This window comes from Spiroplasma litorale, from assembly GCF_001267155.1.
GTDB classification, from domain to species: Bacteria; Bacillota_I; Bacilli_A; order Mycoplasmatales; family Mycoplasmataceae; genus Spiroplasma_A; species Spiroplasma_A litorale.
Genome location: NZ_CP012357.1, coordinates 1,104,643 through 1,120,036 on the forward strand (window position 1 = coordinate 1,104,643; position 15,394 = coordinate 1,120,036).

Below are 15,394 nucleotides of genomic sequence, written 5' to 3' on the forward strand. Positions count from 1 at the left end.
TATATTTATTTTTGTTCCTTGGTTAGCATAGGTATCATTTTTTTAATTTCATGAATTGATTTATCTCATCACTTTATATTTAATAATTTTTCAATTGTTTTTTCACTAAATCTTTTTTTAATAAATTTAGCAGGATTACCTGCAACAACAGTATAGGGTTCCACATTTTTTGTAACTACACTCATTGCGCCAACTATTGCACCATTTCCGATTTTTACTCCTGGCATAATGGTTGCCCCATATCCAATTCACACATCATTTTCTATAATGGTATCGCCTTTGTAAGTATAGTTATTTTTATTTATGTTATTAAAAGTTTGAAATTCTTTAAATATTTCAAAAGGAAATGATGACAATGAATTAATTCGATGATTTGCCCCACTCATTATAAATTTTACATTATCTGCAATTGCACAAAACCTACCTATTACTAGTTTATTCTTTGTGATTTTTGGAAAATGATAGATTACATTTTTATTTTGAAATTCTATTAAACCTTTTTCGCCATCAAAAGAGTAATAATAGGTATAATCTCCGATTTCAATAGCCTCATTAGTAATATAATCTTTTAAAAAACTAACCTTATTAGATTTACTCATTTTTACCTCTAAAATATTTTATTAGTTATAATTTGTGCAAAATTTATTGTTTTTTATTTTTTATTTTTTTAATATTTATTAATAAATTGTCTCATCAAGTGTTATGCAATTTTACTTTTTGTTCTTTATCATAAATTGGTTTAAAGAAATAAGCAAAACTTAGGCCAATAGATATATATATTGAACCTGCGGCTAGAATAAATACAAATAAAATTGGTCTTGATCAATGTAAATTAAATGCTCCTGCAACTTCACCCATTATAAAATTAGTTCTAAAATATAAATTATATAACTCTACCATTGATAATGTCATTAAACCTGTGATTACACTTTTATAAATTGCCTTTTTACCAAATTTATATCCTGTATATCCATATAAATAAACATACATAGTACCAAATAATGTAAATGCATGACCAAAGAAAAATGTAAACCAGTTGACAAAATTACTTGTTCAAAATAAAGGTTTTTCTGTTGGAAATATAAATGTTACTATTGGTCCCATAATCATGTATGGGAAAAAACATTCCATTATTTGCTTATTAGGATAGATTAGTATTATTATCATTGTCCATGCTGAAATTGTACAAAAATATAATAAAAAATAATTAACTGGATTTTTATATCATTGTTGGCCAATGAACGCTCCTGATTCTGGATCTCTTGCATATTCTGCTTGATGAATTGGACCTAGATAAACTGTTCTTTGAATTTGAGTAAATAATAAAAATGTAATTAAACTTATTCTAATTGCAAGATAAACTTTCTCTTTATTATAATAATTTGTAAAAATAGATAAAGATGCTCAAGCACCAACAGCTAAGAATATTGCAATTACTCATGATAAATTTTCTAACATAACTTTTTTTCTTTCTTTAAATACTCAAAATAAAAAACTTAAATTATTAAATAGTTTTTTTTACTTTATATAAATATACCATAATTTATGAAATAAACACAACTTCATTAGATTCATTAAATACACATAAATAAAACTTATAAAATATATTTTTATTTTTTTAATAACTTCCAAATTATTTCAATAATTAGCATATATATTGTTAAATATATATTCTTAAATTTAAATTTACTATTAAAATAATTATATAAAGAAAGACTTAATGAAGGTTGTGTATGGAAAAATTATACTTAAAAGATGTATCCAAGGAATTAAATGTTCCAGAATATGTACTAAGATTTTATGATAAAAAGGGTTTATTCCCCTTTTTAGAGCGGGATATCAATAATTATAGATACATATCAAAAGATAAGTTAGAATGACTTAAGGTAGTAGTTTGTTTAAAAAAATCTGGAATGCCACTAAAAGAAATTAAGAAATATGTAGAACTTGCTGTAGAAGGAGATAGTACCATTATCTCTAGATTTGAAATGATGAAAAAACAAGAAATAGCGACAATTAAAAAAATAGAATGTTTAAAAGAACAATTAGAATTTATACAATATAAAAAAAGTTTATATGAGAAAAAAATAAAATAATTACAAAAAACACTTGCATTAACCTTAGTTCAATGTTTTATCATTAAATTGAAAGGTAAATAAGGTGAATTTATGAATAAAAGAGTTTTAGGAAAAGGACTTGAAGTATCAGAAATAGGTCTTGGTTGTATGGGGCTAAGTTTTAGTCTACCTCCATTCCCAAAAAAAGAAGAAGCTGTTAAGTTTTTAAGAGAAGCTTATGAAGAAGGTGTAACATTTTTTGACACTGCAGAAATATATGGACCCTTTAATAATGAAGAAATTGTTGGAGAGGCATTAAAAGATGTAAGAGATAAAGTTGTTATATGTACAAAATTTGGTTTCTCTTATGATGAAAATGGAAAACCAAACGGATTAGATAGTAGTAGAAAAAATATATTAAGAGCCGTGGAAGGTTCTTTAAAAAGGTTACAAACAAATTATATTGATCTACTTTATCAACACCGTGTAGATCCTAATGTTCCAATTGAAGAAGTGGCAGAAGTAATGAAAGAACTTATAAAAGAAGGCAAAATTAAACATTGAGGATTAAGCGAAGCATCAGCAAAAACAATTAGAAAAGCACATAGTGTTTGTCCAGTAACTGCACTACAAAGTGAATATTCAATGTTTTGAAGAGAAGCAGAAGAAAAAGTTATGCCCACTTTAGAAGAGCTAGGAATAGGTTTTGTACCCTTCTCCCCATTAGGTAAAGGTTTTTTAACTGGTGCTATTAAACCAGATCATGTATTTAGCAAAGATGATTTTAGAAGTACAATACCAAGATTCAACAATAAAGAATATATTAAAAAAAACTATGAATTAGTTAAATTTGTTGAAGAATTAGCTGAGGAAAAAAATACTAAACCAGCAGCTATCGCAATTGCTTGACTGTTACAACAAAAACCATGAATAGTTCCAATACCTGGAACAAAAAGAATAGAAAGATTAAAAGAAAACAACTCTGCTGTAAATGTCTCATTTAGTTCAGAAGAGTTAGTTAAAATTCAAAAATATTTAGACGATATTGAATTAGTAGGAAATAGATATAGCGAAGCTAACGAGAAAATGATTGATAGATAAAAAAATATTAAGTATAATTATTTATAAAAATTCTTTTTATAAATAAAATATGACATCAATAATATAAATGAAGAATAAATTATTATTAAAAATATTAATAATGCGGCATTTGGTCCTTTATAAATATAGTCATTAATAATAATTTTTTCATTTTCATTAATTTCGTATTCTACTTTAAATAAATTATTAGTTTTAACTAAGTGGCTTTCATTTATAACTACAAAATTATCAAATGTTTTTTTAACAAATCCATATTTTGATAAAAACTCTAATCATAAAAATGGACTTGTGTAATAATTAGACATCTTTAATGCATTTGGGGTGTAACTGTTGGGTTGGTTTACTGTATCATTTAAATATTGATCATCTCCATTAAAGTGATTAACTATATAAAATAAAATTCCTTGATAAACTAACTTAGCACTTGAGTTATTTTGGATATTAAAAATATTATCCGAGTGTTTAGAATAGTCAAATAAATCTCCCCTATATATATCGTCGAAATATTTATTAACATTATTAGTAGGAATACTATTAAAACTTGAGTTCATTGTTGCTAAAAATGTTTTATCATTATTAAAATAAAATGCTTTATATATAATATTCAATATCAGCTCGTTAACCCTTTTCACTTCTTCATAATAGATAGAAGTGTTTGTATCATTTAAAATACTTTTTTCAAAGCCCTTAATAAATTTATTTAATTCTTTAATTAAAGTTGTTGGTTTTAATAATGTATTTTTTCAACCTAATGCTGAAAATTCATTAATATTATAATTATTTTTGACTATATCAAAATCATTTAACTTATCTATTAAAAAATTTGTTTTAACAACATTATTGTTAATATTTAATCTTACATAATTATCTTTATCTAATAAATATTTTTTATTAAAGTCATTAACTATATTAACATTTTGAAATAAGTTTCCATTTTTATAAAAATCATTACTAACTTGATAAATTAAACTTTCATAATAATTTTTTAGATTTTCATTAAGATTATTTAATTTATCATCATAATATAAAATATTTTTAATATCTAAATTGTTTTTGTTAATATCAGATAATTTATTTATATAGTTGTTATCATTATTACTTTTTTTGAAATTTCATATGTTGTAATTATAATATATGTCATAGTTACTTAAATAGTTTGTTCCAGTTGAAGCATAACTATCAAAGTCATAAGCAAAAGCGTTAAAAAAATTAAACAAACTTAAAACTCCTAAAAAGAAACTTGAGAAAATTAAGCATGCTTTACTTCAATTTAAAGATAGCATTATTAAATTGATAGACATTAAAAATAATGGTGTTAAAAATATTAAGTATAGGTTTGAAAAAATAAGTTTTGATATATAAATGTTATCATTAAAAATACTTAGACTTAGAATTATAATTATAGTGCTTGTTAAAAAGCTTGTTAACAAAACTATTACAATTATTGATAACAACTTAGATAAAAATATTTGTCAAATCTTCATACCATTTTTAACTTCAATAGTTTTAATTCCATTTTTTTTCTGAGTATAAAAAAACTCTATTGAAAAGATTATAGAAATTACTGTTAGTTGTATAGTTATTAAAACAACATCTATATAATCTAATATAAATAACATAGACATATTTGATTGAGATATTTTAGTATATGCATCAATTACAACATTAATTAAAAATATTAAAATAATAAAAGTTGATGTAAAAAATATAAAAAGCTTAGATTTTAGAATTGTAAGAAGTGAATACTTTAGAGATGTTTTAAATGCCATTATTTATTTCACTCCATTAAATCGTTAAATGAATTATCATCACTACTTTTTATTGTATTAAAATATATTTCTTCTAAATTCTCTTTATCTTTATTAAACTTTTTATCTAGTTTTATAATACCGTTTTCAATTATTATTACTCTATCTATTATATTTTGGAGTTCATCTAATATATGACTAGTTATAACAATAGATTTATTATTATTTTTCATTTTTAAAATTAAGTTTAAAAGTTCTCTTCTTGATGATATGTCTAAATTTGCTGTTGGTTCATCAAAAAATATAAAATCTGGATCATTAATCAATGTTGCTGCTAGCATAGCTTTCTTTTGCATACCCGCAGATAAAAATCTAAATAACTTATTTTTATACTCATATAATGATAATGATTCAAGTAGGTGTTTGGTTCTTTTTTTAGCTTCTTTATATTTTATACCTGCAAGTTCAGCACTATACATACAAAAAAAGTTCAAAGATATATTTTTAGGAAATAGAGATTGATCTGTAAAAAAACTAAATTTGTTTAAACTATTATTTTTAGTTTTATAAATTATTTCTCCACTATCTCTTTTATATTCTTTAAATATTAGTTTTAATAAAGTTGATTTACCAGCTCCATTTGGACCAAGTATAGCTGCAATTTCTCCTTTATTTAATTTTAGATTTATATTTTTTATTCCATTACCACCTTTAAAGGTTTTATTTAAGTTAACTATTTTTAACATTTCTTCCTGCTTTCTATAAAAAAATAACAAAAAAGTGCTTTTAAATGAATGCCATTTAATTTTTAGCACTTTAAATAAGTTTAGTTAATAAAGACATTTGTAAAATAAAATCCTGTGTATGCAGCATGTGCATAATTAGAACCTTTATTATAGTCTAAAGATGAAATTGAACTAAATGATAGTTGATAATTATAACTTGAAATTCATTCACCTTTAATAGTCATTTTTATTTTATGTTTTGAACTAGACGTGTGTTTAAATTCGTCTTCTTTAACAACCACTTCCATTCTATCGTTAGATAAAGAAATTTTTGTATTACCATTTTCAGGTGTTCCCATATTTACACCTAACTCAGATTTTTGCCAACCTTTATTTCCATTATTTGTAAAATTATAACCATAATTATATACTAACTCTATGTTAGAATAGTCTTTCATAAAATCTTCTTTATTCTCATAACCTAAATCCTTTTGAATATTAAATTCAGATACTTTTATATTTTGTAAACCAAATCAATTGTTTCTATCACTTTGAGATACTTCTTTAAAATAATCAAGATTATCTTCTCATTTGTCTGATTTACCTACAGACTTGGGGTATCTTGATGTTATGCTTCTTTGATACTTATCTTTATTTATCGTTGTCAATTCTTTATAATTAACATTATTAATACTTGTACTTTTATATTTTTGAAAATAATTGTATTCACTTAGATTTGTATATTTAGTTTCTGTTACAAAAAAACTTGTAACATTTGATGTAATAGCAAATACACCTATTAATGCAATGTATTTTTTCATTTGTTTTATCTCCTATTTTTAAATATTTTAATAAGATTTGTAATGTCTATTTTTTAGACATTTATATTATATTAGTTTTAATGATAAAATAAGTTTCAAATAATAAAATTAGTTTTGAATTTAATTTGTAATCAACTACATTTTTAATTAAAGAAAATTAAGATAATAAAAAATGTTATTTGTGAATATAGTTTATATAATTATGAAATAAATTTATTATTTTGAAATTAATTGCTTTGATTTTTTTAATTATTTAGGTAATAATACTAGTGGGTAATAAATTACTCTGGAAGAAATAAAAAGATATTTTAATCATTGAAAAATTTAATATTTACATACGCATTATTGAAATACTAAAAAAAGGCTAAGGCCTTTTTTTATTTAATGATTTTAAAATAAATTTTATTATGTGAAATATATTTCAATATTTTATTTTAAAAAGTATCTTAATATGAATAGATTAAAATTTTATTGGTGAAAGGTTGTAGATTTAATGATATTTATAAATAAAATAAATAAAACTTATGGTTCATATGTAGCTAATAAAAATATTAGTATAAAAGTTGAAAAAGGATTGACATATGGAATATTAGGTACTAATGGAGCTGGAAAAACAACATTGATTAATCAAGTTATGGGTTTTATTAAATCAGATTCAGGCGACATAAAAGTTCATGATAATAATCCTTGAAAAAATAGAGAGTTAATTATGGATAAAATTGGTTTTGTAGCTGGAGAAATAAAGCAATACCAGAATCTTAAATCAAAAAACTATATTAAGATTCATAAAGATTTTATTAAAGATTTTGATGAAAATTATTATAATAATTTGATTAACTTATTAGAGATTAATCTTAATACAAAAATTAAAAATTTATCAAAAGGAAATAAACAAAAGTTAGAGTTATTATGTGCACTAATGAAAAAACCTGAAATATTAGTTCTTGATGAACCAACATCAGGTTTAGATCCTGTTATGCAAAATAAATTTTATGATATTTTAAAATACATTAAACAATTTAATGTAACTATCTTTATATGTTCACATATATTTCAGGAAATAAAATTGTTGTGTGATAAAGTCTCATTTATTAATTCTGGGTCAATTATTAAAGAATTCGAAATTGATGATAATTGTGATTTAGAAGACGAATTTAATAAATGCTTTGGAAATAATAAAAATATAAAAAATTTATTTGACTCAAATATAAATTTAGGGGGTAAAAATGAAAAAGTATAATGACTCTTTTAGAATAAATAAAAAACTTATAAAGAACATGCTTTATATCAATAAAAATATGACAATGTTTTTTTCAGTTTTATATTTGTTAACAATAGTCCCTTTAATTGGATTTTTATTTATTAATAACTATGATTTTGATAGTGGTTTTTTTATTGCACCCACATCTATAAACTATGAAAAATTTACGGGTGGAAATTTTGGTTCAACTAAAATGAGTATTTATTCAATAACTCACTATGTTGCGTATGAAGGTCCCGGTCAAATTATTTTTTTAATTGCTAATATTGTATTTGTAAATAAAATAATTATTAAAGAACTAAACGATGGACAAATGACAATGTGATTAACTTTTAAAACTTCTAGAAAAAATATAATTCTTTCAAAAATATTATCAATAGTTATTAACAATTTAATTATTTTTGCTCCTTCATTTATTATTTTATTAGTATTTTCAACATTGAGTATGGATGCAAGCCAAAATTTAGGATTAATGTTTTATCAATCTATACAATTTATTGTTATCAATTTATTATTATTATCAATTATTTTATTCTTTTCAATTTTGTTTAATGAAAAAAATACACTTTTAAATATAGTATTTGCATTAATAGGTTTATACATATTAATTGGTTGAGTATTAAACATCGTTGACGAATTTATGGGCGGAGAAATTAAATTACTTTCATATGTAAAATATTTTCAAATACAATATTTAGTTTTCATGGTAATGAACTTTGATTATAATCAAACAGAACTATTAAAAGATTTTGAATGAAATAATAATGGAGTTGTTTCAATATTGCAATCAAAAAACCATAATATAAATTGGTATCTATCAACAATATTTCCTATGATTTTATTATTATTAATATTTGGTTTAATATATTTATCAATTAATAAATTTAATAACAAAGATATAAAAATATAAATTTGTTATTAATGATTTTTAAAAAAAACTTTATTTATTAGCTCGAAGCTTAATGAATAAAGTTTTTTTAATATTTATTATTTAAATATTTAATTATTAAATTTGTTTTTTTGTTTTTATTTTTATTCGTAAACTTGCATAATAAATATCAAATTTTATTTATATAAAAAACTCTATAAAATTATATATTTTATAGAGTTAAGGTTTTATTTTAATAATTCAAACATTGTTTTTAGCATTGGAGCTCTTCCTCTGTGGTCCGCATCCGCAGTTGCTGCAATATCTAAATGTAAGTATTCTTTTCCTTCTGCAAATGAATCTAAAAACGCAGCCGCAGTTGATGAACCAGCTTCTCTACCTGGTTCTGAGTTAGTTAAATCTGCTATTTTTGAACATTTCATTGCTTCTAGGTGATCACAAATTAATGGTTGTCTTCATATTGGTTCTAAAGAATTATCTGAAGCATTGCTAAAATCATTAAAGAAGTCATCAGATTTAGTAAATACTCCTGTAAATCATTTACCTAAAGCAATAACAATTGCACCAGTTAGAGTTGCTACAGTTATAACTCTATCTGCTTTTTGATTTCTTACTGCATAAGTTATACCATCAGCTAAAACTAATCTTCCTTCTGCATCAGTATTATTTATTTCAACAGTCATACCATTCATTGATTTTATAACTGATTCAGTAAGTGTTGCATTTCCACCAATTCTGTTATCAGTAAACAATCCTACTGCAACAACATTACATTTAGCTTTTCTTTTAGCTAATGCCATTACTGTTGATAAAGTAATTGCAGCTCCTGACATATCAAATTTCATATCATCTAAGTAGTTTGATGGTTTTAAGTTATATCCACCAGAGTCAAATGTAATTCCTTTACCAACAAGCGCAACTTTTTTTGCTTTTGGGTCTCCTGTATATTCTAAAACAACAACTCTTGGATCAACATATGAACCTGCATTTACACCAAGAAGTAGCCCCATTTCCATATTTTGAATTTGTTTTTTGTCAAATATTGTAAGTTTAACATTATCAACAGTTTTTGCTTTTTCTTCAATTCTTTTAGCAAGTTCAATTGATGTTCCGATATTTGGTGGTAAATCTTGTAAATCTCTTGCAAAGTTTACAAATTCTAACTTTGTTGATGATTCTTCATATAAATCATTAAATTTACTTTCAAATATAAAGTTATAATTTTTACATTTACAATCTTCTTTTTTCATTGAAATTTGTTTATGAGTTTCGAAAAGAGTTGTCTCTACGACTGCTTTGAATGCTTTTTCTTCATTCTTAAATTTTTTAGTAAATGAATTTACATCAATGTTTATATCATATTTGTTTGTTTTAAAAAATGGTGCTAAAACCTTTATTAATCCTTTTACACAACAATCATCTTTTATATAAAAATATATTGTTTTTTCACTTTCTATCAATGTAGTTGAACCATGTTCTTTTAACACAAGTTCATTTAATTTATCTTTAGAATCAACTGCTTTAAGAGTTAATCCTAATTCTTTATCGTTAATTGTTATCATATTATTTCTCCTTTATTTATATTCTATTATAAAGCAATTCTTTATTATCATATAAATTAATTATTTCTTTGCATAATTTATTTTTACATTTTAAAGATACACCTATTCTTAATTTTGAGTTATTTAGATTATTTAATCTTGATGCAAGATTTCCGTGATTATTACTACATTTAGCTCTTTTAGATACTAGTTTAGAATTTAAGTTTAATCTTTTTGATCTTAAAACATAAATATAATATGTTTCTAAAAATAGTCTAATGTTTTGGTTTTTTTCTAAACTTAGTATAATAAAATTAATATTTTCTTCATTAGCACCAAGACTTTTCATTATTCTATAATTTCTTTTTTTTGTATTTAGTGATTGAATATGTTGTTTGAATCTTTTAAATAAATCAATTGATTCACCAACATAAGTAAAAATAGTTTTATTATCTATTTTACAATACATTAAATATACGCCTGATAGAATCGTTTTTTCTTTTTTAATAGAATTAAAATTAATATTTATTTTATTGTTTATAAAGTAATTTATCACTTTATTAATATAATCATCTTCTATATTTTGATAATCTTTTATTAGCTTTGTTTTCATATCATATATTATTTTATATTTTTGTGACACGTCCATAATAACCTCATAACATCATTTATAAATATAATATATCTTTTATGCTAATATTTAAATTTATATTAAAATTTAGTTCATATTATGAAATTTAATTCTAAATTTACGAATATATAATTTAAGTGTAGAAATAAAATTGAGGTAAATATGAAAAAAATTATAACTATGTTGAGCAGCATTATTTTTTTTACATCTATTTTTAATTTGATATTAAATACAATTTCATGTAGCAATGATAATGTAAAAGAATTACTTTTTAGCGAAAATAAAACTGATGAAAATTTAATTAATTTATTAAAATCAGATGAAATTTCAATTGAAACTGAATATGATAACAAACCATTACAAATTAATGCTGAAAATAATACTTTAGCAATTGATTATGGTGATACAAAAAATTTACATGGCTTTAGTGAAAATATTTCATCATTCGAAGGTAGCCAAGTAATTTATGGATTATATGAAGACAATAAATATTTAGGTTTTAAAAAAAGTGTTTGATCAATTTTCTACCAACTTTTTGGTCTTGAATTTTATTTAAAAGAAAACATGGATTCTTTGGAAAGTCAAATATATTTTATGAGCGTTAAAGGTTATATGAACAATAGACTATTTGATATATTTATTTATAAATTAAATTATAAAGTTAAAATTATAAATGATGAAATAGAGTACTTTAATTTAAATAAAGTATATAAAAAAAGTATATCTATATATTAAAAATTCTAAATGGTATTTTTTCTATTTTAATTTTATTCCATAAAAAAAATGATATAATTACCATAATAGCAAAAGCTATAGGAGGAATATATGAAAAAATTATTAACTTTATTTGGAGCAATTGGTCTTATGTCATCAAGTGCAATCTTATCAGCAAATGTAGTTTCATGTGGAGATACAACTACTGAAGATAACTCAAAACCCTTAACTTATAAAGAAGGTAAAAAAGATTCTGACATTGTTGAATTATTAAAAAAAGAAGATACTAAAATTGGCACTGAAGGAAAACCTTTACAAACAGAAGCTTCAAAGTTAGCTTCAGATTATAAAGATACAACTAGCGAAGAATATGGTGGCATTCAAATTGAAGGTACAGTAATATCATCATTTTTAGGTACAGGCGGAAAGGCTTTCATTGATGAAGTAAATGAAATCTATAACGAAACTGGAGACCTTAAAATCGGTCAAGAAGGTACAAAATTGGTTGCATACCTAATGACAATAAAAGGAACTAAAGGTGAAAGTAAATTTAATTTAGCAGTTATAAAAGTTGAAATGGAAGCAAATGCAGAAACTGGAAAAATGTCAACAAAATTTTCAAAAGACTTTAAAATAGAAGTAACAATACCTGCAGAATAACATTTTATAAAATGGTTAAATAACCATTTTTTTTATTTAGAATAATTAACCTTAAACAATTTGTAAATTATTAATTTCAGGGTTTTGGTTTTTTATTTTTTTATTATATAAGTTTATTATATTTTGATTTTTAATGAGCTTAGATATATGTAAAATATTCCCAAACTCTACTAAAATTAAGTAATTGTTTATTTCATGGGCATCATTAGATATGTGACTTGCAATAATAATTGTTTTTTCTTCTTTTTTTATTGCCTTAATTATATTTACAAGTATATTTTTTAAATATAAATTCTCTTTTAAATTAATTTCTCTTTCTAAATTATGATCTAATTCTATTATCAATGTGCAAGCAATTATGACTTGTCTAGCTTGTTGAAATGTAAGGTTTTTAATTTTTTTTCTAGTATGTTTTTTAATATTCATATAACTTAATAAGTTTTTTAGTATTTTAATATTTTGTTTTTTATTAATATTATTAGAACATATTTGTTTAATGTACTTATTAACTTTCATATTTAAAGGCAGGATGTTATTGTTTAAATAATTATAGTTTATAAAATTATTTGAATTTTTATTTATATTAATAATTTTTTTATTTGCATTAATCTTAAGTTCATTAAAAATTGCTTTTGTGTTAGTTGTATATCCAGATTTGTTATTCCCTACAATTTCAATAATAGGTTTATTAGAAATATCATATTCTATGTCATATGAATCATATGATAATTGTTTTTTATTATTTTTTTTATGAAACTTAAATTTGTTTGTCATAATAGCACCTTTCTAAATCAATATAAAAAATAAAAGATAAACTTTTAATTTTTATATTAATTTTTTAAGTTATGTTCAATGAATTTAAAAAAATGAAGATTATCATTTATGTAAGATTTTCTTACATAAATATTATAATCAATATTTAAGTATAATATTTGTTTATTAAACATAGTGCAATTAATTTTATAAATTGAAATTAATTTCAACAGTATTTTTAATAAATATTTATATGTTTAAAGTTTGATAACTTTTTTTAAACTTAATATTTTTATATTTTAGTGTTATTGTATAGATCAATATTAGTGTTGTACCAATCAAAATAATAAAATTAATTGGACTTAAAGCTAAAAATACAATTATTAAAAATAATGATGATAGTGGGAATCATATGTTTGGTTTAATAAAATATAATAATGAGATGATCAAAGATATAAAGGAAACAAATATAAAAACATTAGCTAAAATGTAATTTATTAAGTTGTAATTATTTAAATGTATATTTACAATTTTTTTTATTATGAATAATATAGAGGTAAAAATTAGTAATGTGTTTGCTAAAGTTGTTTGAATTTTTAATCTTGTTTCAATATTTAAACCAATTAATCTTAAATGATTTAATATTGTTAATATTATAGTTATAAAAATCAAACCGCTAACTAAAATTTTTACTGCATTTATTTCACTATATATAATATTATTTAGAAATAAGTTAATTGTTATTCCTAAAAATAATATAAATATATAAGTATACAAAAACTTCTCAAATTTATTTTTATATAATAAAATCCAAAACATCAAACTAATAAATAAAATTATTGTTGCTATTCCATCGAATATAATATTTAATATATTGTTTTTCAAATATATCATTGGGTTAGATATACTAAAATAATTAATTATATGTAAAATACATCCAAAAAATATATTTACAGCAATACTCAATATAGATAACAACAATAACAAAAGAAGTAAATAAAAATTTTTATTTCTTAGTGTCATTAAATATGCCTTTCTGTTAAAAATATTTAGATTAATATTTTATTAATTAATTTAATTAATAAGGTAAGTTTGTACTTACATAAATATTATAATTTATACTTTTAGATATATTTATATTGATTTATTTTTAATTTTTATTTTTTAATATAAAATTTATTTTTATTAAATACTTAAAAAAAATAAAAAAATACACTTGCTTTAAGTGTATTTTTCTATTTTTTAAATTACTATTTTTCAATACCAGTAACTGTACCAGCACCAATTGTTCTTCCACCTTCTCTAATTGAGAATTTTGTACCTTGTTCAACAGCAATTGGTTTAATTAATTCAATAATTAATTCAACGTTGTCTCCAGGCATAACCATGTCTGTTCCTTGTGGTAAGTGAACTTCCCCAGTAACGTCTGTTGTACGGAAATAGAATTGTGGTCTATACTTGTTAAAGAATGGTTTGTGACGTCCACCTTCTTCTTGAGTTAAAGCATAAACTGATGCTACAAGTTTTGTATGAGGATTAATTGTTCCTGGTTTTGCAAGAACTTGTCCACGTTCGATATTGTTTCTATCAACACCTCTTAATAGTGCTCCAACATTATCTCCAGCTTCTGCATAGTCTAATAATTTTCTAAACATTTCTAATCCAGTAACAACAACTTTTTTTCTTTCTTCTACTAAACCAACGATTTCAACTTCATCATTAGTTTTAATAACTCCTCTTTCAACTCTACCAGTTGCAACAGTTCCACGTCCTGTAATTGTGAAAACGTCTTCAACAGGCATTAAGAAAGTTTTTTCTTTATCACGAACTGGTGTTGGGATATATGCATCAACTGCGTTCATTAGTTCTTCAACTTTTTCAACTCATTTTGCATCACCATTTAATGCTCCAAGAGCTGAACCATATATAACTGGTGCTCCATCTCCATCAAATTCGTATTGACTTAATAATTCTCTAACTTCCATTTCAACAAGTTCAATTAGTTCTTGATCATCAACCATGTCACATTTATTTAAAAATACAACGATTGCTGGAACTCCAACTTGTCTTGAAAGTAAGATGTGTTCTCTAGTTTGAGGCATAGGTCCATCAGTTGCAGCAACAACTAAGATAGCCCCATCCATTTGTGCAGCACCTGTAATCATGTTTTTAACATAATCGGCGTGACCTGGACAGTCTACGTGTGCGTAGTGTCTTTTATCTGTTTTATATTCAACGTGTGATGTATTAATTGTAATACCACGTTCTCTTTCTTCTGGTGCGTTATCAATATTTGCGTAATCTTTAAATTCAGCTCCACCTTTTGCTGCTAAAACTTTAGTAATTGCAGCAGTTAAAGTAGTTTTACCGTGGTCAACGTGACCAATTGTTCCGATATTAACGTGGGGTAAACTACGGTCGAATGCTTCTTTTGCCATAATATTCAATTCCTTTCATAATTAATTTTTTAAAATGTCATATTAATTTTAATTG

The 15,394-nt window shown here is 22.9% G+C and carries 15 protein-coding genes; 6 read left to right on the plus strand and 9 right to left on the minus strand.

Annotated elements, in window-relative coordinates:
* Positions 1 to 5: 5 nt before the first annotated feature.
* Together SLITO_RS06230 and SLITO_RS05230 are read right to left on the minus strand one after the other, a co-directional pair.
* Entirely contained in the window at positions 6 to 599 is a 594-nt protein-coding gene (locus tag SLITO_RS06230; RefSeq protein ID WP_075058705.1) for a CatB-related O-acetyltransferase, read from the minus strand.
* 43 nt (positions 600 to 642) lie between these two features.
* Positions 643 to 1,458, minus strand: coding sequence for a TMEM164 family acyltransferase (locus SLITO_RS05230; protein WP_075058706.1), 816 nt, complete (start codon positions 1,456 to 1,458; stop codon positions 643 to 645).
* A gap of 275 nt (positions 1,459 to 1,733) precedes the next feature.
* Between SLITO_RS05230 and SLITO_RS05235 the strand changes: the two genes are divergently transcribed.
* Positions 1,734 to 2,096: a MerR family transcriptional regulator gene (locus SLITO_RS05235; RefSeq protein ID WP_075058707.1), complete on the plus strand. Its 363-nt coding sequence runs from the start codon at positions 1,734 to 1,736 to the stop codon at positions 2,094 to 2,096.
* Between the two features lie 72 nt (positions 2,097 to 2,168).
* Positions 2,169 to 3,158 carry an aldo/keto reductase gene (locus SLITO_RS05240; protein WP_075058708.1) on the plus strand — a complete coding sequence of 330 codons (990 nt, stop codon included), beginning with the start codon at positions 2,169 to 2,171 and terminating at the stop codon, positions 3,156 to 3,158.
* A 17-nt stretch (positions 3,159 to 3,175) separates the two neighbouring features.
* Here SLITO_RS05240 and SLITO_RS05245 read toward each other — a convergent pair whose 3' ends face one another.
* The 3 genes from SLITO_RS05245 to SLITO_RS05255 all read right to left on the minus strand — a co-directional run bounded on the left by SLITO_RS05245 (position 3,176) and on the right by SLITO_RS05255 (position 6,452).
* Positions 3,176 to 4,927 carry a hypothetical protein gene (locus tag SLITO_RS05245; protein ID WP_075058709.1) on the minus strand — a complete coding sequence of 584 codons (1,752 nt, stop codon included), beginning with the start codon at positions 4,925 to 4,927 and terminating at the stop codon, positions 3,176 to 3,178.
* Positions 4,927 to 5,652, minus strand: coding sequence for an ABC transporter ATP-binding protein (locus SLITO_RS05250; RefSeq protein WP_075058710.1), 726 nt, complete (start codon positions 5,650 to 5,652; stop codon positions 4,927 to 4,929). The genes SLITO_RS05245 and SLITO_RS05250 overlap by 1 nt, the downstream gene beginning before the upstream one ends.
* A gap of 80 nt (positions 5,653 to 5,732) precedes the next feature.
* Entirely contained in the window at positions 5,733 to 6,452 is a 720-nt protein-coding gene (locus SLITO_RS05255) for a hypothetical protein (protein WP_075058711.1), read from the minus strand.
* Positions 6,453 to 6,903: 451 nt separating this feature from the next.
* Here SLITO_RS05255 and SLITO_RS05260 point away from each other — a divergent pair, with 451 nt between their 5' ends.
* Both SLITO_RS05260 and SLITO_RS05265 read left to right on the plus strand, forming a co-directional pair.
* Entirely contained in the window at positions 6,904 to 7,692 is a 789-nt protein-coding gene (locus tag SLITO_RS05260) for an ABC transporter ATP-binding protein (RefSeq protein WP_144416421.1), read from the plus strand.
* Positions 7,679 to 8,623 (plus strand): hypothetical protein, encoded by a 945-nt coding sequence (locus SLITO_RS05265; protein WP_075058713.1) that lies wholly within the window; start codon positions 7,679 to 7,681, stop codon positions 8,621 to 8,623. Before SLITO_RS05260 ends, SLITO_RS05265 begins: the two co-directional genes overlap by 14 nt.
* 206 nt (positions 8,624 to 8,829) lie before the next feature.
* Here the strand turns inward: SLITO_RS05265 and SLITO_RS05270 are convergent, their stop codons facing one another.
* Together SLITO_RS05270 and SLITO_RS05275 are read right to left on the minus strand one after the other, a co-directional pair.
* Complete coding sequence (locus SLITO_RS05270; RefSeq protein ID WP_075058714.1) at positions 8,830 to 10,164, minus strand: M17 family metallopeptidase; 1,335 nt, start codon at positions 10,162 to 10,164, stop codon at positions 8,830 to 8,832.
* Positions 10,165 to 10,180: 16 nt separating this feature from the next.
* A complete protein-coding gene (locus SLITO_RS05275) occupies positions 10,181 to 10,792 on the minus strand; it encodes a GIY-YIG nuclease family protein (RefSeq protein ID WP_075058715.1) in 612 nt (203 codons plus the stop codon).
* Positions 10,793 to 10,936: 144 nt separating this feature from the next.
* On the opposite strand from SLITO_RS05275, the gene SLITO_RS05280 reads away from it, so the two are divergent.
* Both SLITO_RS05280 and SLITO_RS05285 read left to right on the plus strand, forming a co-directional pair.
* Positions 10,937 to 11,509, plus strand: coding sequence for a hypothetical protein (locus SLITO_RS05280; RefSeq protein ID WP_075058716.1), 573 nt, complete (start codon positions 10,937 to 10,939; stop codon positions 11,507 to 11,509).
* Positions 11,510 to 11,599: 90 nt separating this feature from the next.
* Entirely contained in the window at positions 11,600 to 12,148 is a 549-nt protein-coding gene (locus SLITO_RS05285; RefSeq protein WP_075058717.1) for a hypothetical protein, read from the plus strand.
* A 51-nt stretch (positions 12,149 to 12,199) separates the two neighbouring features.
* On the opposite strand, the gene SLITO_RS05290 is transcribed toward SLITO_RS05285, so the two are convergent.
* Together SLITO_RS05290 and tuf are read right to left on the minus strand one after the other, a co-directional pair.
* Positions 12,200 to 12,922 carry a P-loop NTPase family protein gene (locus SLITO_RS05290; RefSeq protein ID WP_075058718.1) on the minus strand — a complete coding sequence of 241 codons (723 nt, stop codon included), beginning with the start codon at positions 12,920 to 12,922 and terminating at the stop codon, positions 12,200 to 12,202.
* Between the two features lie 1,229 nt (positions 12,923 to 14,151).
* Positions 14,152 to 15,339 carry an elongation factor Tu gene (gene tuf / locus SLITO_RS05300; protein WP_075058720.1) on the minus strand — a complete coding sequence of 396 codons (1,188 nt, stop codon included), beginning with the start codon at positions 15,337 to 15,339 and terminating at the stop codon, positions 14,152 to 14,154.
* Positions 15,340 to 15,394 lie beyond the last annotated feature (55 nt).